At 64.4% G+C, this 23656-nt stretch carries 20 protein-coding genes; 9 read left to right on the forward strand and 11 right to left on the reverse strand.

Annotated features, from left to right (window positions below; translation table 11 throughout):
• The first annotated feature begins 3 nt into the window (after window positions 1-3).
• From EN853_RS18400 to EN853_RS18415, 4 genes are all read left to right on the forward strand, one after another.
• Window positions 4-2583 carry a serine/threonine-protein kinase gene (locus tag EN853_RS18400; RefSeq protein WP_127860967.1) on the forward strand — a complete coding sequence of 860 codons (2580 nt, stop codon included), beginning with the start codon at window positions 4-6 and terminating at the stop codon, window positions 2581-2583.
• 12 nt (window positions 2584-2595) lie between these two features.
• Entirely contained in the window at window positions 2596-3180 is a 585-nt protein-coding gene (locus tag EN853_RS18405; RefSeq protein ID WP_245517091.1) for a DUF1036 domain-containing protein, read from the forward strand.
• On the forward strand, window positions 3177-5606 hold the full coding sequence (locus EN853_RS18410) for a M23 family metallopeptidase (RefSeq protein ID WP_127860966.1): 2430 nt from the start codon (window positions 3177-3179) through the stop codon (window positions 5604-5606). The genes EN853_RS18405 and EN853_RS18410 overlap by 4 nt, the downstream gene beginning before the upstream one ends.
• A gap of 226 nt (window positions 5607-5832) precedes the next feature.
• On the forward strand, window positions 5833-7461 hold the full coding sequence (locus EN853_RS18415; protein ID WP_127860965.1) for a caspase family protein: 1629 nt from the start codon (window positions 5833-5835) through the stop codon (window positions 7459-7461).
• A gap of 77 nt (window positions 7462-7538) precedes the next feature.
• Here the strand turns inward: EN853_RS18415 and EN853_RS18420 are convergent, their stop codons facing one another.
• Window positions 7539-8072, reverse strand: a complete 534-nt coding sequence (locus tag EN853_RS18420) for an OmpA family protein (RefSeq protein WP_189343894.1) — start codon at window positions 8070-8072, stop codon at window positions 7539-7541.
• Window positions 8073-8243: 171 nt separating this feature from the next.
• On the opposite strand from EN853_RS18420, the gene EN853_RS18425 reads away from it, so the two are divergent.
• Window positions 8244-8810, forward strand: a complete 567-nt coding sequence (locus tag EN853_RS18425) for a hypothetical protein (protein WP_189343893.1) — start codon at window positions 8244-8246, stop codon at window positions 8808-8810.
• Window positions 8811-8941: 131 nt separating this feature from the next.
• Here EN853_RS18425 and EN853_RS18430 read toward each other — a convergent pair whose 3' ends face one another.
• A complete protein-coding gene (locus tag EN853_RS18430) occupies window positions 8942-9223 on the reverse strand; it encodes a hypothetical protein (protein WP_245517090.1) in 282 nt (93 codons plus the stop codon).
• A 19-nt stretch (window positions 9224-9242) separates the two neighbouring features.
• Window positions 9243-11792: a caspase family protein gene (locus EN853_RS18435; protein ID WP_127860963.1), complete on the reverse strand. Its 2550-nt coding sequence runs from the start codon at window positions 11790-11792 to the stop codon at window positions 9243-9245.
• A 244-nt stretch (window positions 11793-12036) separates the two neighbouring features.
• Here EN853_RS18435 and hutH point away from each other — a divergent pair, with 244 nt between their 5' ends.
• The gene (gene hutH, locus EN853_RS18440; protein ID WP_127860962.1) at window positions 12037-13533 is read left to right on the forward strand and encodes a histidine ammonia-lyase; all 1497 of its coding nucleotides are present in this window, start codon (window positions 12037-12039) and stop codon (window positions 13531-13533) included.
• A gap of 86 nt (window positions 13534-13619) precedes the next feature.
• On the opposite strand, the gene fghA is transcribed toward hutH, so the two are convergent.
• Window positions 13620-14456: an S-formylglutathione hydrolase gene (gene fghA, locus EN853_RS18445; protein WP_127860961.1), complete on the reverse strand. Its 837-nt coding sequence runs from the start codon at window positions 14454-14456 to the stop codon at window positions 13620-13622.
• A gap of 338 nt (window positions 14457-14794) precedes the next feature.
• Complete coding sequence (locus EN853_RS34620; RefSeq protein WP_348631585.1) at window positions 14795-15364, reverse strand: MraY family glycosyltransferase; 570 nt, start codon at window positions 15362-15364, stop codon at window positions 14795-14797.
• 365 nt (window positions 15365-15729) lie between these two features.
• Here EN853_RS34620 and EN853_RS18455 point away from each other — a divergent pair, with 365 nt between their 5' ends.
• Entirely contained in the window at window positions 15730-17010 is a 1281-nt protein-coding gene (locus EN853_RS18455; protein WP_127860960.1) for a nucleotide sugar dehydrogenase, read from the forward strand.
• 33 nt (window positions 17011-17043) lie between these two features.
• Window positions 17044-18063: an NAD-dependent epimerase gene (locus EN853_RS18460; protein WP_127860959.1), complete on the forward strand. Its 1020-nt coding sequence runs from the start codon at window positions 17044-17046 to the stop codon at window positions 18061-18063.
• Between the two features lie 42 nt (window positions 18064-18105).
• Here EN853_RS18460 and EN853_RS18465 read toward each other — a convergent pair whose 3' ends face one another.
• The 3 genes from EN853_RS18465 to EN853_RS18470 are packed head-to-tail and all read right to left on the reverse strand — an operon-like array spanning window position 18106 to window position 19257.
• Window positions 18106-18879: an aldo/keto reductase gene (locus EN853_RS18465; protein WP_348631583.1), complete on the reverse strand. Its 774-nt coding sequence runs from the start codon at window positions 18877-18879 to the stop codon at window positions 18106-18108.
• Complete coding sequence (locus EN853_RS35300; RefSeq protein ID WP_348631584.1) at window positions 18876-19085, reverse strand: hypothetical protein; 210 nt, start codon at window positions 19083-19085, stop codon at window positions 18876-18878. Before EN853_RS35300 ends, EN853_RS18465 begins: the two co-directional genes overlap by 4 nt.
• Before the next feature lie 16 nt (window positions 19086-19101).
• A complete protein-coding gene (locus EN853_RS18470; protein WP_127860958.1) occupies window positions 19102-19257 on the reverse strand; it encodes a DUF1127 domain-containing protein in 156 nt (51 codons plus the stop codon).
• A gap of 231 nt (window positions 19258-19488) precedes the next feature.
• On the opposite strand from EN853_RS18470, the gene EN853_RS18475 reads away from it, so the two are divergent.
• Entirely contained in the window at window positions 19489-20358 is an 870-nt protein-coding gene (locus tag EN853_RS18475) for a LysR family transcriptional regulator (protein ID WP_127860957.1), read from the forward strand.
• A gap of 143 nt (window positions 20359-20501) precedes the next feature.
• On the opposite strand, the gene ugpC is transcribed toward EN853_RS18475, so the two are convergent.
• The 3 genes from ugpC to EN853_RS18490 are packed head-to-tail and all read right to left on the reverse strand — an operon-like array spanning window position 20502 to window position 23651.
• The gene (gene ugpC / locus EN853_RS18480; RefSeq protein ID WP_127860956.1) at window positions 20502-21590 is read right to left on the reverse strand and encodes a sn-glycerol-3-phosphate ABC transporter ATP-binding protein UgpC; all 1089 of its coding nucleotides are present in this window, start codon (window positions 21588-21590) and stop codon (window positions 20502-20504) included.
• A gap of 7 nt (window positions 21591-21597) precedes the next feature.
• Window positions 21598-22650 carry a carbohydrate ABC transporter permease gene (locus EN853_RS18485; protein WP_127860955.1) on the reverse strand — a complete coding sequence of 351 codons (1053 nt, stop codon included), beginning with the start codon at window positions 22648-22650 and terminating at the stop codon, window positions 21598-21600.
• A complete protein-coding gene (locus EN853_RS18490) occupies window positions 22647-23651 on the reverse strand; it encodes a sugar ABC transporter permease (RefSeq protein ID WP_245517096.1) in 1005 nt (334 codons plus the stop codon). The genes EN853_RS18485 and EN853_RS18490 overlap by 4 nt, the downstream gene beginning before the upstream one ends.
• Between the last annotated feature and the right edge of the window lie 5 nt (window positions 23652-23656).

Consider the following 23656-nt stretch of genomic DNA (forward strand, 5'->3'; position numbering starts at 1 on the left):
AAGATGAACGACGACGACAAGACGCGGATTTCGCCGAACCTCGCCTATACGGGCGTCGGCACGCAGCTCAGCGGGATCTACGAACTCGACGAGCGCATCGCGTCCGGCGGCATGGGCGAGGTCTATCGGGGTCACAACATCCAGACCGGCGACCACGTCGCGATCAAGATCGTGCTGCCCGAGTTCGCGCGCGACCAGACGATCCTGTCCTTGTTCCGCAAGGAGGCCTCGATCCTCAACCACCTGTCGCATGACGCGGTGGTGCGATACCACGTCTTCACCATCGATCCGGGGATCGGCCGCCCCTATCTGGCCATGGAGTTCGTCGACGGCCAGTCGCTGTTTGACGTCATGCGGCGCGGCCCGATGTCGCCGCCGGATGTGCGCAGGCTTTGCCATCGCCTCGCCTCCGGCTTGAGCGCCGTGCATCAGGCCGGCGCGGTTCACCGCGATCTCTCGCCTGACAACATCATCCTGCCCGGCGGCAGGGTCGAGCGCGCCAAGATCATCGACTTCGGCATCGCGCGCTCGGCGAATGTCGGCGGCGAGACGCTGATCGGCGGAAAGTTCGCCGGCAAATACAATTACGTCTCTCCCGAGCAGCTCGGCCTCTATGGCGGTGAGGTCAGCGAGCAATCCGACATCTACAGCCTCGGACTGGTACTGGCCGCGGCGCTGCGCGGAAAACCGCTCGACATGAGCGGTTCGCAATATGAGGTGGTCGAGAAGCGCCGCACCGTGCCGGACCTGTCGGACATCGACCCCGATTTCCGCTCTCTCATCGAAGCGATGCTGCAGCCGGATCCGCAAGACCGCCCGGCAAGCATGGCCGAGATCGCCAGGGCAACGCGCGACGACGATTTCGACGCGACCTTGCCGCCGCCGGCGTCTTTCACCCCCCGCGAGCGCTCGGGGTTGCCGCGCGCCGGATGGACGGCGCTGCCGGACGCCGGGTCCCAGCCGTCGGCCGTCCCCGGCGAGCAACGCTTCGTCCCGCATGTGCGACCGGCGCATCTGTCTGAGCCACGGCCTTCGCCGGCGGCCGCTCCGCCGCGAGCCGCCGCGCCCGCGGCTTCCGAGCAGCCAAGGCGCTCGCAAATCCCGGTCATCGCAAGCGGCGCGGTGGCGCTGGCTGTCGTGGCGGGCGCTGGGCTCTATTTCAGCGGCGTCATGTCGCCTCCGCCGCCGGCCATCGAAAAGCCGACGCCTCTCGCGCCCAAGCCTGCCCAGGAGCCGGTGATAGAGACGCCCAAGCCTCAGCCGGAGACGCCGAAGCCCCTGCCCTCGAACAATGCCGCCGGCAATGAGCCGGCAAAACCTGTTTCGCCCGCGCCGCCCCAAGCGGAAGCCAAGACCGCCCCCGAGGGAAAGCCGGCGGATGAAGCGGCGGAGCAGAATCCGGCGCAGCCTGCCGAAACGCCTGCGCCCAAGCCTCGACCGCCGGCGGAGATCCAGAAAACGACTGCAGCGCAGCCGGAAGTCGACGCCAACAATCGGGCGGAGACCCCGCAGCCGACTGAGACCGGGCCTGCGAAACCGTCGACCGAGACACCGACGCCCGCTCCAAAGGCTGCGGAAAGCCAGAAGCCGGCGCAACCGGCCGGCGAACCGCCGGCGGCCAAGGCGTCGGGATCGAGCCAGACGAAAGCGGAAAACTCCCCGTCGCCGGAAGCAACACCGTCGGCTACCAAGCCCAGCGCATCGGACCTCGTCGAGGCTTTGTCCAAGCTCCCCAGACCGAAGGTCGCCCCGCCTGCGGAAAGCCAGGCACCGGCGTCGTCAACCAGCCAGCCGACAGCGCCCGAAGCGGGTCGCCAGCCGGCAACTCCGGGCGCATCGACGCAACCGGCGCCACTGCCGCAGCCGCCGCCTGCAACCGGGAAGCCAGGGAATACGGACGTCGCCATCGACGTGCCCAAGCCGCAGGTTCCGCCGGTAAGCAAAAACGACGAGCTGGCGCAGCGCGCCACCTGGGTGCGCGGCTTCAGCGGTGGCGATTGTTTCTATGCGAGCCTGACATCGGCGACGGACAGCGCCGCCGCGATCGAAGGCTTCGGGACGGCGGTGCAGCCCTTCGAGCAGATGCTCAACGATTTCCAGGCGAAATTCCATCTCGAGCCGGACATCAGCGTGCGTCTCATCGACCAGCCGCAATGCGAGGTGACCAGCTTCCTGCGAGTTCTCGACCGGAGCGGGGCCGAGCGGCCGCAACTCGTTCTCGACCGGACGTCGGTACCGGACGGCTCGCCGATCAGCGGCACGCTGGTAACGCGTGGCGGGCTGGTCTCGAACGTGATGCTGATCGACCACAAGGGCATCGCCTTCAATCTCGACGAGCGCATGGTGGCGCAGCCAGGCAAGGCGACGTTCAGCATTCCGATCGGTCTCAGCGCCGCCGACAAGGCGACCGGCAAGGCCCTGCCGCAGATCATGCTGGTGATCACAGGACCCCAGGATATCCAGGCCGCGATGTTCTCGCGGCCGATGCCGGCCTCGGAGCTGTTGCCCAGGATCCTCAAGGAGATCGAGGCCGACGGTTCCCAATTCTCCGCCACGGCCAAGTATTTCCGGCTTGGCGGATAAGCATGGACGCCGATGGAACTCCGCCGCCCGCGTTCACTGTTCAAGCCGCCGCCACGCAGGAAGCGTGGTTGGCTAGCTCTATCTCACCGCACGAGGCTTGCCGCGTTTCTGGAGCGTTTCACCGTTTCACGGCGAGCCGCTTCACCTCTTTGCCTTGACGCAATTCCGGACAGAAAACCGCTACGCACTTTTCCTGGAATTGCTCTGGGCGCGGCACTGCTCTCGATCTTTCTGACTGGGAGGGCCCATGCCGAATTCACGGTCTGCAACCAGACGCTCGACGTCGTCAACCTTGCCGTCGGACAGAAGGTCGACGACGCCGACCAGACCGACGGCTGGTGGACGATCGGCGCCAACCAGTGCGTCAATGTCATCCGCGAGGAGCTGACGAACCGCTACATCTACATCTACGCGACGGACGTCTTCGGTCACGCGATCCTGAACGGATCGACCGAGATGTGCATCGACCGGCGCCGCTTCTCGATACGCGGCATCGATGAGTGCTGGCAGCGCGGCCATATCGCCGCGCGCTTTGTCGAGGTCGACACGCTCGAGCAGGTCCGCTGGACCTATTTCCTGACCGGAAGCAGCCCGTGACGCACAGCATCGACACGAGCTTCAAGTTGAAGAAGCAGGCGCGCCTGGCCGAGCGCCGGCGCAAGCTTTGGCGCTGGATTCTGTCCGGCGTTGGCGCGCTCGCCATCGTTTCAATCGCCACAGGATTCTACCTTACCAAGGACTACTGGTCGTTCGGCGACGAGGACGAGGAGCTGCACCCGGTCGAAGGCATGGAAGACGTGCCGCCCGACGCCTCGGTCTATGTTCCGGCGATCATCGACCTCGCCGGCGACCCGATGTGGATCACGCTTGCGCCCGATGCCGACACCGCAACGAAGGGCCACACGGTCGCGCGGCCGGCCGAGCTCGACAGTTCCGGCGCCTCGCCGCAGATCGAGATCCTCTCCGACGTGATGCTGAGCGCCAGCGAGAAATTCATGACGACGATACCGTCGACGCAAGAGGATTTCGCCTTCTTCCAGGCGCAGCGGCAGACCGTGCCGAAATCTCCGGCGACGGCGCCAGATGATCAGCAAGCCGCCCCAGCCGCTCCGGCTGCACCGGAAGATCAGCAAGGCGATCTGGAGAACGATCTTCAGCCGGCGCCGGACGAGAGCGAGGCGCCGGCCGGTTCAGCGCCCAAGGCGGAAGCAGACGATCCGGAAGCCGGCTGGGGCGAGACCATCGATCAGGGCGAGGCGGCGCTTCCGGCCTTCAAGAAGACCCAGATCGAGAACAACACGACCGTCGCGACCGTCGCCAGCGAATACCAGCGCTTCGAGGCGACCGAGGATACGTTCGTGAAGATCCTCAACGACCGCAGCCTGGACAGTGTTGTCGCAGACGCGCATTTCTCCGCCGACGACGCCAAACTGGCGGGCGAAGCGCTGAAGGCGCTCTTCAGCCGCGACGGCCTGCAAGCCGGTTATGTGGTGGCCATGCGCGGATCCAGGCCGAACCGCGAGACGACCACCATGTCGCTCATGCAAGTCTCGATCTATGCCAAGAACGTCTATGTCGGCACGCTGACGCGCAATGCGGCAGGCGCCTTCGTGTCGGGCGTCGATCCTTGGGTCCGCGAGGACCTGTTCAACTATTCCGGCGCATCCGACGAGGGCGGGCCGAAGCGCCAGTATCGCTTGCTCGACGCGATCTATTCGACGGCCGCGCGCAACAAGGTTCCGACCAGCGTGATCGGCGAGGCGATCATGTATCTGTCGCGGGGACAGGATCTCGACGCCTTCGCCAGCGAGGACCAGCGGCTGGTGCTGATCTACTCGCAGACGCCGCGCGGCCAGGGCGAGATCTCCGGACGGGTCCTCTATGTCGGCGTCCAGGGCACTGAGAAGAGCCTCGACTGTTTCGTCTTCCAGCAGAGCGACGGCCAGTATGCATGCGTCACGGGCAATGACGAGGTTCGTTCGCTGGCCGTCACCAACGGCATGGTCACGCCGGTCAGCGGGGTGATGACCTCGACCTTCGGCCCGCGCAAGCACCCGATCCTCGGCACCGTTCGCATCCACAAAGGCGTCGACTGGGCTGCTCCGGTCGGCACGCCGATCATGGCCGCCTTCGACGGCGAGATCACCTTTCAGGGCGATGGCGGCGGTTATGGCAACCTGGTGAAGATCGCGCATGCCAACGGGCGCGAGACGCGTTACGCGCATATGCAGAAATTCGCCATCGCGAGCGGCGTCGGCACCAAGGTGAAGGCCGGCGACGTCATTGGCTATATCGGCACCACGGGTCTATCGACCGGTCCGCATCTGCATTTCGAGCTCTACCAGAGCGGCGAGGCGATCGATCCGCTGGGGACGGTCACAACGGTTGCCACCTATGCTTCGGGCGGCACCGGCGGTTCCGGCGACGCCGCCGTCGAGACGCTGACCGACCGCATCGTGCATGTCGAAAGCGGCGGCAGCGCGCGGGCCAAGAACCCGCTTTCCTCGGCGACCGGCGCCGGCCAGTTCATCACCAAGACGTGGATCCGAATGATGAACACCTACCGGCCCGATCTTGCCCGCTCGCTGTCGACCGCCGATCTGCTGGCGCTTCGCTACGACGCCACGCTGTCGCGCGAGATGGTGCGCAACCTGGCGCGCGAGGGCGAAGCCTATCTTCGCGCCCGCGGCCACGAGATCACCGCCGGGCGCCTCTATCTCTGCCATTTCCTCGGCATGGAAGGCGCGGCCCAGGTGCTGGCGGCGCCGGGCTCGTCGCAACTGAGCGCAGTGCTGGGATCAGCCGTCATCCAGGCCAACCCTTTCCTGACGGGCAAGACCACCAGCTACGTCATCGACTGGGCCGAACGGAAGATGGGGCAGAAGGTGACCCGCCTGGCGTCCGACCAAAGCCAGCAGACGACCACGACCCAGATCCGTCAGACATCGCCGGAGTTCGAAAAATACAAGCAGGCAATAACGGCGCTGGTCAATTCGATTCAAAGCACGCTGGAGCCTGGTTAACCCCTGGTTTCGGTCGCCTGCGGATCGCGCCAGGCAGCAGAGCCGTTTGGTTTTGGTGCCTGCGAATGGTATATTCGCGCATGGTTGCAAAGTTTTTTGTGAACCAAAACTGTGGTCGAGATCACATACGTCCAGAAGCCATTTTTGGCAGAAGCGACTTTGTCGCGAGCGGAATTTAGCATGCACAGAAACCGATAGCGCGCCCCTAGGGGCGGAGGGCTGATCCATGAAAGCGTTCGCCGTCCTTTTGAGCGGAATTGTTCTGTTCGTCCTTGCCGCGTTCGGCGCCGAGGCCGCCACGCCAGAAGCCGCCAAGCGCGTGGCGCTGGTCATCGGCAACAGCAAATATGTCAACGCCGTCCCCCTGCCCAACCCGGCGAACGACGCGCAGCTCATCGCATCGACGTTGCGCAACGCCGGCTTCGAGGTGATCGAAGGCGTCGACCAGGACAATCAAGGCATGCACAGCCTGATCAGCCGGTTCACCGAGGAATCCTACAATGCCGACCTCGCCGTCATCTTCTATGCCGGCCACGGCATGCAGGTCGACGGCAAGAACTACCTGATCCCGGTCGATGCCGAGCTGACGTCGCCCGCCTATCTCAAGACCCGCACCGTCCAGATCGACGAGTTCATGGCGGCGCTGCCGCCCGACCCGGCGGTCGGGGTCATCATCCTCGACGCCTGCCGCGATAATCCGCTGGCAAGGACGCTGGCCGCCTCGCTGCCGAAGAGCCGCTCGCTCGGGGCCGGCCTTGCCCCGGTCGAAGCGAAAGCCGACGGCGTCGGCACCGGCGGCGTGCTCATCGCCTATGCAACCGACCCCGGCGCCATCGCCTTCGACGGCAACGGCGTCGACAGCCCCTATTCGCTGGCTTTAGCCAAGCACCTGACCGAACCCGGCGTCGAGATCCAGAGCGCCCTGACGCGAGTGCGCGGCGAGGTGACTGAAGCCACGCAAGGCCGCCAGCGGCCCTGGCACAATGCTTCGCTCGGACGCGAGGTCTTCCTCGGCAAACCGCAGACGGAGGCAGCACCCGCCACGGCCCCCGTGGCCGATGCGTCCAAGACGACGGCGGCGCCCGCCCCGGCGCCGGTAGCGAGCGAACCGCCCTCCTGGGAGGTCGAGCAGCGCCTGTGGGACGAGGCTTCGAAGAAGAATGCCATCCCGTTCTACGAAGCCTATCTCGAACAGTTCCCGAACGGGCGCTTCGCCACGGTGGCCAAACTCAACATCGACCAGCTGAAGGACCCGAACGCACAGAACAAGCAGGTCGCGGCCCTCGATGCCAATGGGGCTGACGCCAATGCCGGTTCGGCCGTGCGCACCTCGGTCGGCATCACGGACGCAATGAAGCAGACGCCGGGCACCGAGCAGACGGAACAAGCGATCGGGCTCGATCGCAACGGCCGCATCGACCTGCAGCTTCGCATCGAGGCGCTGGGCAACGAGCTCGGCCAGGCCGACGGCAATATCGGTCCGAGGACCCGCCAAGCGATCGGCGTCTGGCAGGGCAAGAACGGCCTGCCGCAGACCACCTATCTGACCGGCGAGCAGCTGGCGTTCCTGGTGATCCAGACCGACCCGATGATGGATGCGGTGCGTGCCAAGAACGCCGCCGACCAGGCGCGCGCGGCGGCGCCCAAGAAGCCGGTGGTGCAGAAGACCCGCACGCTGAAACCGGTAGCCCAGAAACCGCGCAGGAAACAGCAGCAGGTCGTCCAGCGGCGGCGCAACAGCGAGACCGTGGTGCGCGAGGAAGGCCCGCCGCCGAACGACAACAACGATTTCCTGACCAAGGCGCTGATCTTCGGCACCGGTGTCGCGGTGGGCGGCGTGCTCAACAAGAACTGACAGAAACGGGAGTCCGGCCTGTCGAGGCTTGGCTCCCGTTGTTCGCTCTGCGCAGGTCGGTGACTTATGCCGGCCCTCTATTCCGTCCTGATCCGCATCTCCACACGGCGGTTGACCGGATCGTAGGGATTGGCGACGCGCGGGTGCGATTTGCCCAGGCCGATCGCCTCGAGCCGGGTGGCCTGAACGCCGTTCGCGGTCAGGAAGGCAGCCACCGATTGCGCCCTTCGTTGCGACAGATCCTGATTGTAGCGCGTTGAGCCGGAAGCATCGGTATGGCCTTCGACAACGAAGCTGAACGTGCTCAGCCGGTTGTCCTTCAGCGCCTTGGCGAACTCGTCGAGTTCCGTGCGCGCGGTCTGGTCGAGCTGGGCGGAATCCAGCCCGAAATTGATCATCATATCGAGCCCGGTTTTTGTGGAGCCCGCGTTCTTGTCGTTCTTGCTCTTGCACTCTTCCTCGGTGCCGACGCAGATCCCGCGCGACGCGCCGAGTTTGCCCTGGCCGGTGAAGAACTTCACGATGTCTTCGGATTTCTGAAGCGGATCGGCGGAAACGTGCGTCGAAAAAAGCACGGCCGCCAATGCAAAGGCTGAGCTGGCCAACCTCATGACCGTTACTCCTTGTTTGAGCGGATCTCGCTGCGGCGGAAAATATCAAATTTTGCGGCGGTTGTCTGTGAACAAACACACGCTTGGGGCGGCGGTCATTTGTTAAGCTAATGCTTGACCAGCGCCGCGCTGGGGCTTCAGTATCTTCTTCCTAGTGGGGGCGTGGCAGCCATGGCCAACGGGCTTCGGTTCAGGACGGCGCGGGATCTCTTCAGCGCTTGCCCTGCCGTCGTCCACGACATGAAAGCCGCCCCTACCGACCAGCCTTCGATCGAGTTCTGCCGTGCGCTGCTGGCCGGGCGCGTGCCCGAGGAGGCAATCACCTTCTGCGCCTATCTGCTGCCCGAGCGGGCCGCAATATGGTGGGCGCATGAGTGCCTGGGCAATCTTGCGGAACTGCTCGGCGACAGGGACCTCGAGCTGCTGGCGCTCGTGGGCGACTGGGTCGGCGAACCCGGCAATCCCGACCATCGCGCGGCGGTTGCCCAGGCCGTGGAGGTGCCGCCGCCAACGCCGGCGGCCTGGATCGCCCTGGCTGCGGGTTGGCGCGACAGCGACCAGGCCATCGACCGGGCAGCAACCGGATTTCCAGCCGCGCACGCCGTCGGCGCGGGGATCCTGGCGGGGCTCGCGCGGGTATCGCTGGCGGACCGTTTTGCAGTGCTTTCGGCCTTCGTCGAAATGGGCATCCAGATGGCGGAGATCGAGGCGCAGCAGCTATCGGCCGATGCCTATTAGCTCCGACCTTAAGACGTCCCCTTCGCGCCCGTGCTCGGCAACCCGCGACAGCAGCATGCGGCGCCGCTCACGGACCCAGCGCCTGACGAGCAGTTCCAAGTACGCGGAACGATATTGCTGTTAACGGGAGTTTATCCCCAACCACCGCCGCCGCCACCGCCACCACCGCCACTGCCTCCCCCTAACGGGGCAATGACAGGCGCGGTTTCTTCCTGAACTGGTTTGATCAGTTTCTTGGCAGTGACTTTCTTCTGTTTGACGACCTTTGGCGCAGTCGTCGTGCGAACGACCGTCGTCCTGTGCTTCACCGTCGGGGTCGGCTCGACCCCGGGCACCACGGTCGTGCATCCCGCGGCAGCCAGAGCGCCGGATAGGATCGTTGCGATGATTGCCTGTTTCGATGCCCAGCCCACCACCTTGCCTCCTTGCTGATCAGAACAAGTCCCGGCGCGGATTGGCTTGTTCCCAGACCGCCCTGGCCGTCTTGACCAGTTGATCGTCCAACGAGCCGTTCGCCGAAATCTTCGATTTGAGTTCCCCACGCATCTGTTTCAGAGCCGCTGTCTTTGCCTTGGCTCCGAATTTCGCCAGCGTGTTCCTGGCGTCCGGAATTTCGTTGCGAAGATCGAGCGCGGCCGCGAAGGCAAGGTAGCGCGCGGCCACGGCCTGGTCGGCCTTGTCGCCCCTCTGCATCTCCAGCGCCGCGCGATCATACGCAGCCGACTGATCGCCGCGGTCGGTCGCCAGCTCGAACAACCTTTGCGCTTCGGCCATATCCTGCTGCACGCCGACGCCGTCTCTGTACATGCGCGCAAGGCTGCCAGGGGCGTAGGGCTGGCCGAGATCCATCGATTTCTGGAACAGCGAGAGCGCGGTCTTGGGGTCCTTCTCGACCCCCGTGCCGGCGAGATAATTGCGGCCGAGCAGGTTCATCGAATACATGTCCTGCCGCTCGACGCCGGCTTTGAGGAAAGCCACGGCGCGAGCCGGATCGGCGGGCACGCCGTTGCGGCCCTCGGTGAAGATCGCGGCGAGATCGTTCATGGCATAGGTGTGCCCCATCGCAGCCGCTTTCAGCAGGAGGTCCAGCCCCTTGGTTGTGTCACGCTCGACGCCGTAGCCGTTGAACAAGGCGCGTCCCCACGACGTCATCCCGTAGGGATCGCCCTTGTCGGACGCAGCCGCGTAGAAGGTGTTGGCCTGCTTGCGATTGGCGGGCATCCCCGTTCCCGTCGCGTTGAGATAGCCAAGCTCGAACACGGCGCGGACGTGCCCCTTGTCGGCAGCCTCCTGGATCGCCTTCTTCGCCTCCTCGACCTTGCCGACAACAAGCAGCGCCCGCCCGAGCTCGTAGCGGAAGCGAGCGACGTCCGGATAGGCTTTCACCGCCGCCCGGCAGACGTCCACGGCGTTGCTGCTGATTTCGTTCGGCAGCAGGCCGGGAACGACGCCCTGCAGGTCAAGAGGCTCGCCGGCCTCCCTGTCGCAGGGATCGACGCTGGGCGACAGCTTCATCGTCGCCTGCTTCGACGAGGTGTTGTCAGCCCTGATCTCGACGCCGACGATGAGCGGTTTGACTTCACCTATCTGGGGTTCGTAGCGCAAATGGTCGACCTCGTCGGCCATCAGGCTGGAATCCGGAGACAGGGTCCGATCCGGCAGCGACAGCGTTCCCGTCGCCGGATAGCTCGCCAGCTTCAGGCTGACTGCGGGGTCCTTGGTCGGGAAATCCAGCTTCAGCGGAACAGGACCGACGCCGACCGGAACGCTGATGTCGCGCTTTTCGATCGCCTCGGCTGCGCCGGCGATGTGGAGCCCGCGCTCCAGCACCTGTTGCTTCTGCTCGGCCTCGAGCGAGGCCATGAGCTGCTGCCCCGCGGCGCCCTCGGCATTCCTGACCCGGAACACCAGGATGCCCTGGGATTCACCACCCCAATTGTCGCGCGTGGCATAGGCCAGCATGTCGACCTCTTCCTGCGCGCCGGAGCCCTTGGGCACATCCATCTCGAGGCGCGGCAGATCCTTGCCCGCGATCGGCTCTCCGGTTGCTACCGGCTTGCCGTCCAGCATCAGGCGTCCGAGCGCCGGCGGCCTCTCGATGCTGACGGTGACCACGCCGCCGTCGACATCGACCGGCTCCGGCAGGTCCAGCGCGACGGGTCCGACGCCTGACGGCACTACTTTCTCCAGCACCGGCGGCAGCGCGGGGCGGCTGGCGCGTCGCATCAGCACGACGTCGTCGATCAGCGAGGAATTCTCCCACGGAACCTGCTTGCCGTCTGTCGCCTTGACCACGTCGCGGCGCACGGCAGACATCACCGTACGGATCTCCTGGTTCGGCGCCAGCGCACGGCGGGAGAAGGCGGACGAGAACGGGCTCAGGTCACCCGTCCCGTCATAGGCGACCGCTCCAGGCTCGGTGGCGAAGGCAATCAGCGTGTTCAGCGAGCTTTTCACCTGCGCGAGGCCGGCGCCGCCGGCGGCGATCAACTGGTCGCGCAGCCAATAGTCCTTGCGCGGAAACGGATTGTTGCGGCAGGCATCGAGGATGATCACCTGGATCTTCGACTTCGAGCGCAATTGCTGCAGCACGTCATCCAGCTTGATCGCCTGGACCTCGATGTCGGCCGCATCTTTCAGCGAGGCATCGACCGGGATCAGGAAATTCTCGCCGCCGATCTGAAAGCCGTGGCCGGAATAATAGACGACGGCCAGATCCGCGCCGTCGGCCGCGGCGAGATAGTTGCGGAACTGCTCCTCGAACTGAAGCTTGGTGAGGTCCTTGGCGACGAACACGTCGAAGCCGGCCAGGCGGAACGTGTTCGACACATCCGCGGCATCCTTGTCCGGGTTCTTGAGCGCCGGGATGTCGCGGTATCCGGAATTGCCGATGACAAAGGCAACCCTGCGATCGGCATGGGCTTCGAACGCAGTGAAGCCCACGAGGATCAGGGCTGCAAGGAAGGCGCAGCATCGCAGCATGGCAAATCCTTAACTGCTATGACCTGTCTGCCGTAGCAATGCAGCTTGCGGGGCCGAGGTCTGTTAAAGAGTTCACAATCTGCCGGGACCGGGCAGAACGCATGCATAACGAAACCGGGCATGCGTCTCATCCAATCGCGTTCTAAAATACTCCAGAGGCACAGGCGCTGCAATGACGCTGCGCCGTGTCGAGGACCGGCGTGGCACATTTGCGCGGCGCCGATCATGGGATAGATGATAGGGCATGACAGCCAGAGTGATCGTCCTCGACGCCAGGCCGCTCAGCGCGACGGATGTCGCCGAGATCGCGCGGCGCAATGCCCGCCTCGTACTTGGCGAAGAGGCCATGCGCCGCATCCGCGCCAGCCGGGCGCTAATCGAGCGCCTCACGCAACTCGGCAAGCCGCTCTACGGCGTCACCACCGGCCTCGGCGCCTGTGTCGACACGCCGCTTGCCGAGGCCGATCTGATCGCCTTCCAGCACAGCGTGCCGCTCAGCCACTCGATGGGCGCCGGCCCGGCCCTGCCGACCGAAGCGGTGCGGGCGCTGTTGACAGCGCGCATCTGCGGCATGGCCGCCGGCGGCACCGGCGCCTCCGAGCGGGTCATCATGGGATTGCTTGCCGCGCTCAATGCCGGCGTCCATCCGGTGATCCCTAGCTGGGGTTCGATCGGCGCGGCGGACCTTGCCCCCCTCGGCCATCTGGCGAGGGCGCTCGGCGGCGATGGCGAGGCCGAGTTCCAGGGCAGGATCATGCCGGCCGCCGAGGCGCTGAAGCTTGCCGGGCTGGAGCCGCTCGACCTGCGCGAGAAGGACGGCCACGCCATCATCGTCGCCAACAGCCTTTCAACCGGAACGGCGTGCCTCGCCCTCGAAGACGTCGCCTGCCTCATCGACTGGTCGCTGGCGGCCGTGGCTCTCAACTATGAGGCGTTCCGCTCGTCCCTCAAGGCCATCGACCTGGATGCGCTGGCGGCGCGGCCGGCATTCGGCCAATGCGAGATCGGCGCGCGGCTCAGGGCGGAGCTGGCCGGAAGCGGGCTGTGGCATGAAAACGCCGCGCGGCGCCTCCAGGACCCGCTGAGCTTTCGCTGCGTGCCGCAGGTATGGGGAGGCCTGCTCAACGCGTTCGAGCAGGCCAGGCTGGCGACGGAGATCGAGCTTGGCCATTCGGGCGACAATCCGGTGATCCTGCCGGCGACTGAGCGGATCGTCTCGAACGGCAATTTCGACCTCACGGCCTTCACGCTGGCGTGGGAACAGCTTGGCCAGGCGCTTGCGCATTGCGCGGTCGCCACCGCCAACCGCTCGCTGAAGCTGATGTCGCCGACGGTGGCCGAACTGCCTCGGTTCCTGTCGGCCAGAGGCGGCAGCCGCCAGGGCTACGCGGAGTTGCAGAAGCCGGTCGCGGCGCTCGAGGCCGAGATCCGGCACCTCGCCAACCCGATGTCGCTCAGCCCGCTGGCCGTCTCGGACGGCATCGAGGACCAGTCGTCGATGGCGCCGCGGGTGGTGGCCAAGACCGCCGGCATCATCGAGCGCTTGCGCTATCTCGTTGCGATGGAGCTGATCTTCGCGGCGACAGGCGTTGAGTTGCGCGGCGTGGTCGACAGCATGGGTGAAGGCCCGCAACGCAGCTACGCCGCCGTGCGCGCGCTGGTCGCCCCGCTCGACGACGACCGCGAGATGAGCGCGGACATGGCGCGGGTGGCGCGGATGGTGGCGGGGCCGCGGTTCTGAAACCGATCCCGCGCCGCCCCGGCTCCTTCTACTCCTTTGACGCAATTCCGGACGGAAAACCGTTTCACACTTTTCCTGGAATTGCTCTAGCTCGCCAGCCGCGCCGCGTGCCACTTCAAATGATCGTCCATGAAGGTCGACATGAAGTTGTAGGAATGGTCGTAGCCCTCCTGCATGCGCAGCGTCAGCGCGATGCCGGCCTTCCCGCATGCATCCTCGAGCAGCCATGGGCGCAGGCCATCCTGGAGGAAGCCGTCAGCGGTGCCCTGGTCGACGAGCAGCTCGCCGAAGCGATGGCCGTCCTCGATCAGCAGCGTGGCGTCATAGGCGCGCCAGCTTTTCTCGTCCGATCCCAGATATTTCTCGAGCGCCGGCCGCGACCAGCCCGCGGTCGTCGGCTGCACGATCGGCGCGAAGGCCGAGCAGCTCCGGTACCGTTCCGGGTTCTTCAGCGCGATCGTCAGCGCGCCGTGCCCGCCCATCGAATGGCCGAAGATCGACTGGCGTGACATGTCTACCGGAAAGTTCGCGGCGACGAGCGCCGGCAACTCCTCGGTGACGTAGGAGTACATGCGGTAGTTCTTCGCATAGGGCGCCTGCGTGGCATCAACATAGAAGCCGGCGCCGCAGCCGAACTGCCAGTTGTCCTTCTCGTCCGGCACGCCGGCGCCGCGCGGGCTGGTGTCGGGGCAGACGATGACGAGGCCCAGCTCGGCCGCCATCCGCCGGTATTCGCCCTTGTCCATGACATTGGCGTGTGTGCAGGTGAGCCCCGACAGGTACCACAGGACCGGCAATGGCCCGTCCTTGGCCTGGGGCGGCACGAAGACGGCAAAGGTCATGTCGCAGGCGCAAACTTCCGAAGCGTGCGAATAGACGCCCTGGATGCCGCCATGCGATTTGGAATTGGAAAGGACGTTCATCGGCTCTGCCTCGCGTCAGGAAATACCAGACCCGGCATAGCCGCCGAACCTCGCGCTCGCAACCTTGCGCCTCGCGAAAACGATATCGACGGTGGCAGCTTTCGGAGGTAGCAACGTGCGGCGGCAGGACGCGGTTACCTTGGGTTCACAAGAAGCATTGACCCGCTCACAGGCAACTCGAATTCGGTCAGCATTGAGCTTCGCGTCGAACGATGGAACCGGACGGACCGCTTCCGGCATGGCGCTTACCAAGGCCTGCGCCATTCTGCACAGGTTGTTCCATGAGGCCGCACCCGGCGCTGGCAAGTGCCTCCGAGGCAGCAGGCCCTCGCGAGGGCCTAAGCAGTGGCTACCAATCCAATCGCCAGTGCCACTGCCGCGTAGAGCACCGGCAAAACCTTGCAGTTCACACCGATCCTCAGCAAGGTATGACCAAGGTGGTCCGTGCCGCCGATCCATGGCGGGCGCCCCTGCCGCAGTCGGCGAATTATGACGAACATGGCATCCAGCAGAGGAACCGCAATCCAAGCGAGCGCCGATCCAAAACTCGCCTCCGAGGCATGAAGCACGATTGCCGCGCCAAGCAAGAGGCTGCCGCTATCACCCATAAAGACGCGTGCGGGTGGATAGTTGAGGTAAAGCAAACCGACGCAGGCACCCGCCCCGGCCATTCCAACGTCACCGCCAGCGCCCAGGAAGGCGGCTGCGACCGTGCTGGCAGCAAGGCCATCGGCATGGTCGAGCATGTTAACGGCATTGCAGGCAACCCAGATCACGATCGGGATCCACCAAACACCAGTAATGACCCCAGCAAGTATCGCCGCGCCAGCCAATGCCGCTGCCTTGGGCCCGGCGGAAAGCGATCGGACGTCATCGAGTGCGCCTATAAGACAGAACAGAGCCAGCAGGACGACATGGGCTCATCGGAAGCCATGGGAACATCGCCATCAGAAAGGCAGGCCCCGCCAGTCGCGGAATCTCGCCCGATGTGTGCCAGCGGTCGCTCTTGACTTTGGAGACAGCCCCGATGCGCTTCGCAAGACCAGCAAACAGCCAGACGCAAGGAACCGCGATAAGGTTTTCGCGGCCCGAAACCCAAGCCTGTCGCTTGTTTTCCACAACATCGATCAACAGGGGGCGGATGGCGTACAAACATTTGTCGTGAACCACTTTTTGAGTGGAGACTGTTGCCTTCGCTGCGGCGCATCGTTGAATTGGCCGATGGCCTGCCATACAAGCCTCGACAGGTAAAATGACTTGAGGAGATCCGCGGATGTCCGAACGCATCGCCGTAGTCGGCCTGGGATATGTCGGCCTGCCGGTGGCTGTCGCGTTCGGGAAGGTTTTCCCGGGGACGATTGCGTTCGATATCAGCGAGCGCCGGATCGACGAACTGCAAAACGGGGTCGATCGCACCGGAGAGGTCGACGCATCGGCGCTCAAGGAATCCTCGATCGTGCTGACGACCGACCGGGAGATGCTGAAAACCGCGACTTTCTTCATTGTCGCCGTGCCAACTCCTATCGATATCAACCGCGCACCCGATCTTGCCCCTCTGAAACTGGCATCCGAGCTTGTCGGCGAAGCGGTAAGCGAAGGCGCGGTCGTCGTCTTCGAATCGACCGTCTATCCAGGCGTGACCGAGGATTTCTGCGGGCCGATCATCGAGCGGATTTCCGGCCTGCGGCATCCCCGCGACTTCGCGCTCGGCTATTCGCCTGAACGAGCCAATCCCGGCGATCGCGAACACTCGCTGCGACGGATCGTCAAAGTCGTCTCCGGCGAAAACCCCGAGACACTGGAGCGCGTGGCGAGTGTCTATGGCCGCATCATCGATGCCGGCGTCTATCGTGCTCCCTCGATCAAGGTGGCCGAGGCGGCGAAGGTCATCGAAAACACCCAGCGCGATCTGAACATCGCGCTGATGAATGAACTGGCCATGATCTTCGAGCGGCTTGATATCCGCACGCAGGACGTCCTCGATGCAGCGTCGACGAAATGGAACTTCCTACCCTTCAAGCCGGGCTTTGTCGGCGGCCACTGCATCAGCGTCGATCCCTACTATCTGACCGCCAAGGCAGAAGCCGAAGGCTACCACCCGCAGATCATCCTAGCCGGTCGCCGCATCAATGACGGCATGGGAGCCTTCGTCGCCCAGCAGGTCGTCAAGCAGCTGATCCGCTCGGACATTCCCGTCAAAGGGGCCTCCGTCGGCGTTCTAGGGTTGACCTTCAAGGAGGATGTGCCGGATTTGCGCAACAGCCGCGTTTTCGACATGGTCAAGGAACTGAGACAATTCGGAATTGTCCCCAAAGTCCATGATCCTGTTGCCGATCCCGAAGCCGCCCGACGCGATCATGGCGAGACGATCCTGCCGCTCGAGGAGATAAACGATCTGCAGGCGCTTGTTCTGGCGGTGCCCCACAAGCATTATCTCGCTGGCGAAAGAGCGCTTCTTTTTCAGATGATCAGGCCAGGCGGGACGCTCTTCGACATCAAGTCGGCCCTCAAGCCCAATGAAGTTCCCGACACGATAAGATATTGGAGCCTGTAGGGCTCAGCCTTTAACCAACGCTGGGATACGCCGTTGACTTCAAGCAGGCCTGTTCTGATTACCGGCGCCGCCGGTTTCATAGGGTTTCATCTGTGCCAAAGGCTGCTTGCCGAAGGCCGGGAGGTTATCGGCCTCGATTCCATGAACAAGTACTACGACGTCACCCTGAAACAGGCGCGGCTCGACCGGTTGAAAGCGTCCGCGAATTTTCATTTCGAGCATGTCGACCTCACCGACCGCGACCGCATTTCGGCGCTGTTTCAGTCGGCCGTGCCGGAGACCGTCGTCAATCTCGCTGCTCAGGCCGGCGTACGCTATTCACTGACCAATCCGCACGCCTACGCGGAAAGCAACCTCAACGGCTTCCTCAACATCCTGGAAGGATGCCGGCATGCATCGGTCAGCCATCTGGTCTACGCGTCGTCGAGCTCGATCTATGGCGGTAGCACGCGCATGCCGTTCTCGGTGCATGATTCGGCCGACCATCCGCTCAGCCTCTATGCGGCAAGCAAAAAGGCGAACGAGCTGATGGCTCATACATACAGCCACCTGTTCGCGCTGCCGACGACTGGACTGCGCTTCTTCACCGTCTATGGCCCGTGGGGACGGCCCGATATGGCCTTGTTCATCTTCGCCAAGGCCATCCTTGCCGGCGAGCCGATCGACGTCTTCAACCATGGCAACATGCAGCGGGATTTCACCTATATCGACGACATCGTCGAAGGCATTGTCCAGGTGATGCGGCAACCCGCGACAGCCAATCCGAATTGGACAAGCGCTGCGCCCGATCCTGCGACCAGCAGCGCGCCGTTCAGGATCCACAACATCGGGGGCAGTTCGCCCGTTCAATTGAACCGATTGATCGAGGTGCTGGAGGACGCGCTCGGGCGCAAGGCGAAACGCAACCTGTTGCCGATCCAGCCGGGCGACGTTCCGGCAACCTTCGCCGATGTCAGTTCGCTCGAGGAGGCGACCGGCTTCAAACCGAAGATCCCGATCGAGATCGGGGTTCCGCGCTTCGTGCAATGGTACCGGGATTTCTATCGGGCATGATCCAGAACTTCGATCCTTCGCGGAGGATGACAGGTGGCCGCATTAGCCGGTTTCGGCAATAGTCAGCACGCCGTCGATCTCAGCCATCACCGCTGCCGGCAGCGGTCCTTTTTCCAGCGCACCGAGATTGTCCTCGACCTGCTCGGGCCGCGTGAAGCCGGGGACCGGCAAGGCGATCGCCGACTTGGCGAGGATCCAGCCGAGCGCGCCCTGCGCAAGCGTGCGTCCGCCCGAGGTGAGCAGGTCGCGGATTGCCGCGAGCCTTGACAGATAGTGAGGGTTGGCGGCGCCATCCCTGAAAAACACCATCCATTCGGCATTCCCACCACGCACGTCATTGGCGGGCACCTTCATGGCCGGCGTGTATTTGCCGGTGAGCAGCCCCATTGCCAGCGGCAGCCGGCTGATCGAAACGAGGTTCTCGCGCGCCGCGACGGCCATCAACGCGTTGGCCGGGGTGAACACATTGAAGTCGTTCTCAACGGCGACGAAACCCACGCGCGGCGCGTAGGCAGCGAGCCGTTCAGGATGATCGGTGCTCCAGCCGAAGCCGCCGATCTTGCCCTCTTGCTGCAGCAGGCCGAGCGTTTCGAACACCTCGCCGGCTCGCTCGATCGGATACTCGTTGATATGCAGCAGCGCGACGTCGATGCAATCGCGCTGCAGGCGCCGGCGCGAGTTGTCGATCGATGCCCGGATCGCGGCAGCCGAGGCATCCTCGGGAGCGATCTTGCGCGTTTCGGGATCGCCGAAATAGCCGACCTTGGTGACGACGACGGCTTCGTCCTTGCCCTTCAACGCCCGCCCGAGGATCAACTCGGCATTGCCAGCGCCATAGGCGGCAGCGTGTCGAACACCCGCGCGCCGATGTCATAGGCCATGGCCAGCGCAGCTTGCGACCTGACGTCGTCGACCTCGCCATAGAAGGTCGCCGTGTCACGCCAGCGCGCGGCGCCACCCGCCGCCCAGGTGCCGATCCCGATGCGTGGTACCGAGCGACCATCCCAAAGTTTCATCTGCATGCCAGCCTCCGTGATCTCAATGACGCAGGCTGGCGTGGCGGGCACGCTCGCGGATCTCTTCGCGAGAAATGCCAGCATCCTCCAAGGTGCTGTCCGAGACCTGCCTCAAGCTCGCAAGCGTCTGGCGATAGGCAACCCAGCGGGCGAAACGGTGTCGAAGTTCGTACAACATGATCATCTCCTTTGGCGCGCAGAGTGCTCGCGCTTGGGTTGCTCGAACGCGCAAAGCATCCGTGCAAGCGCACCCGCGATCGAAAAGACTGTGCTGGCTTCTTGGCCAGCAGGGAAGCTTGTCACTATCCCGGCAAGCGGGATTGTCCAACGCTTCCAATGCCTGCATACTTGCGCGTGATACCCCTTGGCGCTACAGCTACGGTCGCAAGGAGCTTTTCATTTCTGCAAAATGGATATCGGCTGGGACGATCTGAAGCTGTTTCTCGATGTCGCGCGGCTGGGTGGATTGAGCGCAGCGACGAGAACCACAGGCCTCAGCGCAGCCACCCTTGGACGACACGTCACCGCGCTCGAAAAGCAGATTGGCGAACCGCTGTTCGTGCGTCGGCAGACCGGCTACCGGCTGACCACGGTGGGTGAAGAACTGCTGCGGCGCGCTGAAGACGTCGAAGCAGCGATGCAGTCGCTGACCCGCTGGCGCGAAGGAAACTTGCCCGACCGCATTGTCCGCGTCTCGGCCGGGCCATGGACCTCGGCGTTCGTTTCCACCCACATCGGCGAGATCTGGACGGTCGATGACGGCATAAGGGTGGAGCTCGTCACCACCACCGACCGGGTGGACATCGGTCGCCGTGCCGCCGACATCGGCATCCGCAGCGAGCGCCCGACCGAGCAGTGGCTGGCCGGCCGTCAGAGCGGCAAGGTCGCCTACGCCATCTATTCTGGACGCAGGCTGATCAACGGCATCGCCGCCGGGTTGTTCGTCGGCGTCACGGGCGAAGGGGCAAACATCGCCTCGGCACGCTGGCTGCAAGCCCATCATGGCGACCGCATCGCCGTGCGTGGTAACAACATCCATTCGGTGCGCGAACTGGTGGCCGCCGGCGCTGGCCTTTCGATCTTTCCGTGCTTTGTCGGTGACAGCGATCCGCGGCTGGTTCGCGTCGCTCAGCCTATCCCCGAACTCGAAACCGACCAATGGGTCGTTACTCATCACGAGGAACGCCATTCTCCGCCGGTACGAAAAGTCGCGGACCGGATTGCCGCCTTGATGCGGGCGCACCAGCCGCTATTTCGCGGCGAGACGCCGATCCGATAGGCCTCAGGCGGTCGATCGGTCGTCAGCTGAGCCGCACGCTGGCACCGTGGCCAGGCTCCTCCCTCGTCGTGATGCAGCTCGAGCGGATGCGACACGGGACTTCTTGCGCCCTGACCTTGTCACCGATCAACACGGGCCGCCGGTCAACGCGAGGCCACGCGCAGTCCGGCCGAATCGAACAGATGCATCCGCTTCGGCGGCAGGGCCAGGCTGATCGGTCGGCCGTGCGTCTCGATGCCTTGGCTCTTGAGCACGGCGACCAGCCGGTTGTCGCCGGCGATCGTGGCGTGGACCACGGTTTCCGGCCCCAGTGCCTCGGCAAGCGTGACTTGCGCTTCAACCGACCCCTTGCCGCCGTCGGAAAGTTCGATGTCATGGGGCCGGATGCCGAGCGTGGCGTCGTCTCCCGGCCTTAGCGTGGAGCCATCGGCGGCGATCGCCGCCGAGAGCTCGCCCGGACCTTCGACATGCACTTCACCGCCGCTGGCGGACCGCACCTTGACCGGGAGAAGATTCATGCGCGGCGCGCCGATGAAGCCCGCCACGAAAAGGTTGGCCGGCGCGTTGTAGAGATCGAGCGGCCGGCCGACCTGCTCGATCCGTCCAGCCCGCATCACCACGATGCGGTCGGCCAGCGTCATCGCTTCGACCTGATCGTGGGTGACATAGATCATCGTGGTCGCAAGGCGCTTGTGCAGCGCCGCCAGTTCGGCACGCGTCGAGATGCGCAGTTCGGCGTCGAGATTGGACAGCGGTTCGTCGAGCAGAAAGGCCGTCGGATTGCGCACCACAGCACGGCCGATCGCAACACGCTGCTTCTGGCCGCCGGAAAGCTGGCCGGGCCGGCGATCGAGATAGGCCGCGATTTCCAGCATGCGCGCCGCTTCGGCGATGCGCGCGTCGATCTCGCCTTTCGGCATGCGGATGTTCTCGAGCCCGAAGGCGAGGTTCTGGCGCACGCTCATATGCGGATACAGCGCATAGGATTGGAACACCATCGCCAGGCCGCGCTGCGCGGCAGAAACATCGGTGACGTCGGCGCCATCGATCTCGATCCTGCCGGCGGTCGGCCGGTCGAGTCCGGCAATCAGCCGCAGCAGCGTGGACTTGCCGCAACCCGACGGGCCGACAAGCACCAGCATCTCGCCGTCGCCGACGTCGAGATTGATGTCGTGCAGAATCTTCATCCTGCCGTAGGCACGATCGATGTTGGTCAGATTTATCCGGCCCATGGTCGCCTCACTTCAGCCCGGTGCCGGCAATGCCGGAGGTGATGTAGCGCTGCAGGAAGACGAAGACGAGGACGACGGGGATCATCGTCACCACTGTCATCGCCAGGATGTAGTGCCACTGCACATTGAGCTGGCCGGCATAGGTGTTGAGCCCGACCTGGAGCGTGTAGAGCTCCTTGCGCGACAGCACCACCAGGGGCCACAGGAAATCGTTCCAGCGCCAGACGACCGAGAAGATCGCGAGCACGGCGAGCGCCGGCGCAGCAAGCGGCAACACGATGCGCCAGTAGATCTGCCATTCGGAAGCGTTGTCCATGCGCGCCGCGTCGAGCAGTTCATCCGGGATCGTCAGCATGTACTGGCGCAGCAGGAACACGCCGGTCGGCGTCGCGACGGTCGGCAGGATGACGCCCCAGAGCGAGTCGAGCAGCCCGACGGCGCCCACTACCGAGTAGAGCGGCACCAGGATGACCGACAGCGGCACCATCAGCGTGCCGACGATCAAGAGCATGGTGAGGTCGCGGCCGCGGAACTTGTATTTCGACAGCGCGAAGGCGGCCATGGAATTGGTGAGCAGCGTGATCAGCGTCGCCATAACGGTCACAAACACCGAATTGCGCAAATAGCGCAGGAAGTCGAAATGGACGAATGGCTCGGTGTAGTTTTCCGTGGCGAAGCCGATCTCACGCACCGGCTGCCGGTTGGCGATATTGATCTTGACAATGTCGTTCGGCGCCTGAGGGTCCACCATCTGCGCCACGATGCCGACGCGGCGCGCCTCGGCCAGCACCTTGGTCGACCCGTCCGGCAGCTTCACCCTGTAGAGGGTCAATGGCTTGTCGTAGCCTTCGACCGCCGCCTGTTGGCTGACATAGGGCAGGATAGTGGGCGGGAACACGGCGAGCTGCGCCGGCGTCTTGAACGAGGAACCCACCAGCCAGACGGCCGGGCCGAACATGATGACGAGACCGCCGAAGAGCCACAGCCAGCTCACAACATCCGTCCAGTGCCAGCCACGGCCGCCGCGCCTGCGGGTCAGGAATGTCACGACGCCGCTCATTCGCGCTGCCCTTTGCGTTCGCCCCGACGCCCGACCTGCAGCTGAAGCAGGGTCAGCACGACGAGCACCAGCCCCATCAGGATGGAGGCTGCCGAAGCCAGTCCCGGATTGCGCAGCAGCGAAGCGAAGCCGATCTCGTAGATGTACTGCGTGACATAGAGGGTCGAGGTTCCAGGCCCGCCTCCCGTCAGCACATAGACCTCGTCGAAGATCTGCACGGCGCGGATCAGCGCTAACACGATGACGACAAGCAGGTTCGGCATCAACAACGGCAGCGTGATGCGCCAGAACACCCGCGCCGGCCTGGTGCCGTCCATCTCGGCCGCTTCGTAGAGGTCGCGCGGAATCGCCTGCAACCCGGCAAGCAGGATGAGGGTGTAGAAGCCCATATGGGCCCAGACCGAAACGCTGACAGCGGCGGTAAAGGCCGAGAAACGGTCTGTCAGCCAGTTGTACGGCTCACCGCCAAGGTCGTGGACGATCAGGTTGAGCAGCCCCTGGCGCTGGAGGATCCAGCGCCAGATCAAGCCGGTGACGACAGGCGACAGCAGCACCGGAAAGAAGAACACCGCGCGCCAGAAGCTGCGGCCGGCGATCTCGCGGTTGAGGATCAGCGCTGTAATCATCGACACGACCGTCATCAGCGCCACCTGCACGACGACGAACAGGCCCGTGTTGTGCACGGCCTTCCAGAACAGGTCCTCGCGACAGGTGGCGGTGTCCAGATAACTGCCGCAGTCGAGCAGGCGCCGGTATTGCTCCAGCCCCACATAGCTTCGGTCCTGCAGGAAATACGCCGTCCCGGAGGTCGCAGAATAGAAGAAGTTGATGACCAGCGGCACCAGCACGAAAATGCCGAAGATCGCCATGTTCGGGGCAAGGAAGAAGGCGGCCATGCCGCCGGTGCCCGTGGCCCGCTGCCAGGCCTTGAGCGGCACGTTGACGATCGACGCCAGCCAGGCGACCGGCGCTGCCAGGGCAGCACCGGTCCATTCCTTCAGTGTCG

This window comes from Mesorhizobium sp. M1C.F.Ca.ET.210.01.1.1 (assembly GCF_004791585.1).
GTDB lineage: Bacteria > Pseudomonadota > Alphaproteobacteria > Rhizobiales > Rhizobiaceae > Mesorhizobium.

Excerpts from the sequence above, each read along its gene's own strand:
- EN853_RS18470 (WP_127860958.1), bottom strand. The coding sequence starts at position 19,257 with ATGTTGTACGAACTTCGACACCGTTTCGCCCGCTGGGTTGCCTATCGC.
- EN853_RS18415 (WP_127860965.1), top strand. The coding sequence starts at position 5,833 with ATGAAAGCGTTCGCCGTCCTTTTGAGCGGAATTGTTCTGTTCGTCCTT.
- EN853_RS18400 (WP_127860967.1), top strand. The coding sequence starts at position 4 with ATGAACGACGACGACAAGACGCGGATTTCGCCGAACCTCGCCTATACG.
- EN853_RS18425 (WP_189343893.1), top strand. The coding sequence starts at position 8,244 with ATGGCCAACGGGCTTCGGTTCAGGACGGCGCGGGATCTCTTCAGCGCT.
- EN853_RS35300 (WP_348631584.1), bottom strand. The coding sequence starts at position 19,085 with ATGCAGATGAAACTTTGGGATGGTCGCTCGGTACCACGCATCGGGATC.
- EN853_RS18405 (WP_245517091.1), top strand. The coding sequence starts at position 2,596 with ATGGAACTCCGCCGCCCGCGTTCACTGTTCAAGCCGCCGCCACGCAGG.
- EN853_RS18420 (WP_189343894.1), bottom strand. The coding sequence starts at position 8,072 with ATGAGGTTGGCCAGCTCAGCCTTTGCATTGGCGGCCGTGCTTTTTTCG.
- ugpC (WP_127860956.1), bottom strand. The coding sequence starts at position 21,590 with ATGGGCCGGATAAATCTGACCAACATCGATCGTGCCTACGGCAGGATG.
- EN853_RS18455 (WP_127860960.1), top strand. The coding sequence starts at position 15,730 with ATGTCCGAACGCATCGCCGTAGTCGGCCTGGGATATGTCGGCCTGCCG.
- EN853_RS18485 (WP_127860955.1), bottom strand. The coding sequence starts at position 22,650 with ATGAGCGGCGTCGTGACATTCCTGACCCGCAGGCGCGGCGGCCGTGGC.
- hutH (WP_127860962.1), top strand. The coding sequence starts at position 12,037 with ATGACAGCCAGAGTGATCGTCCTCGACGCCAGGCCGCTCAGCGCGACG.
- EN853_RS18475 (WP_127860957.1), top strand. The coding sequence starts at position 19,489 with ATGGATATCGGCTGGGACGATCTGAAGCTGTTTCTCGATGTCGCGCGG.
- EN853_RS18435 (WP_127860963.1), bottom strand. The coding sequence starts at position 11,792 with ATGCTGCGATGCTGCGCCTTCCTTGCAGCCCTGATCCTCGTGGGCTTC.
- fghA (WP_127860961.1), bottom strand. The coding sequence starts at position 14,456 with ATGAACGTCCTTTCCAATTCCAAATCGCATGGCGGCATCCAGGGCGTC.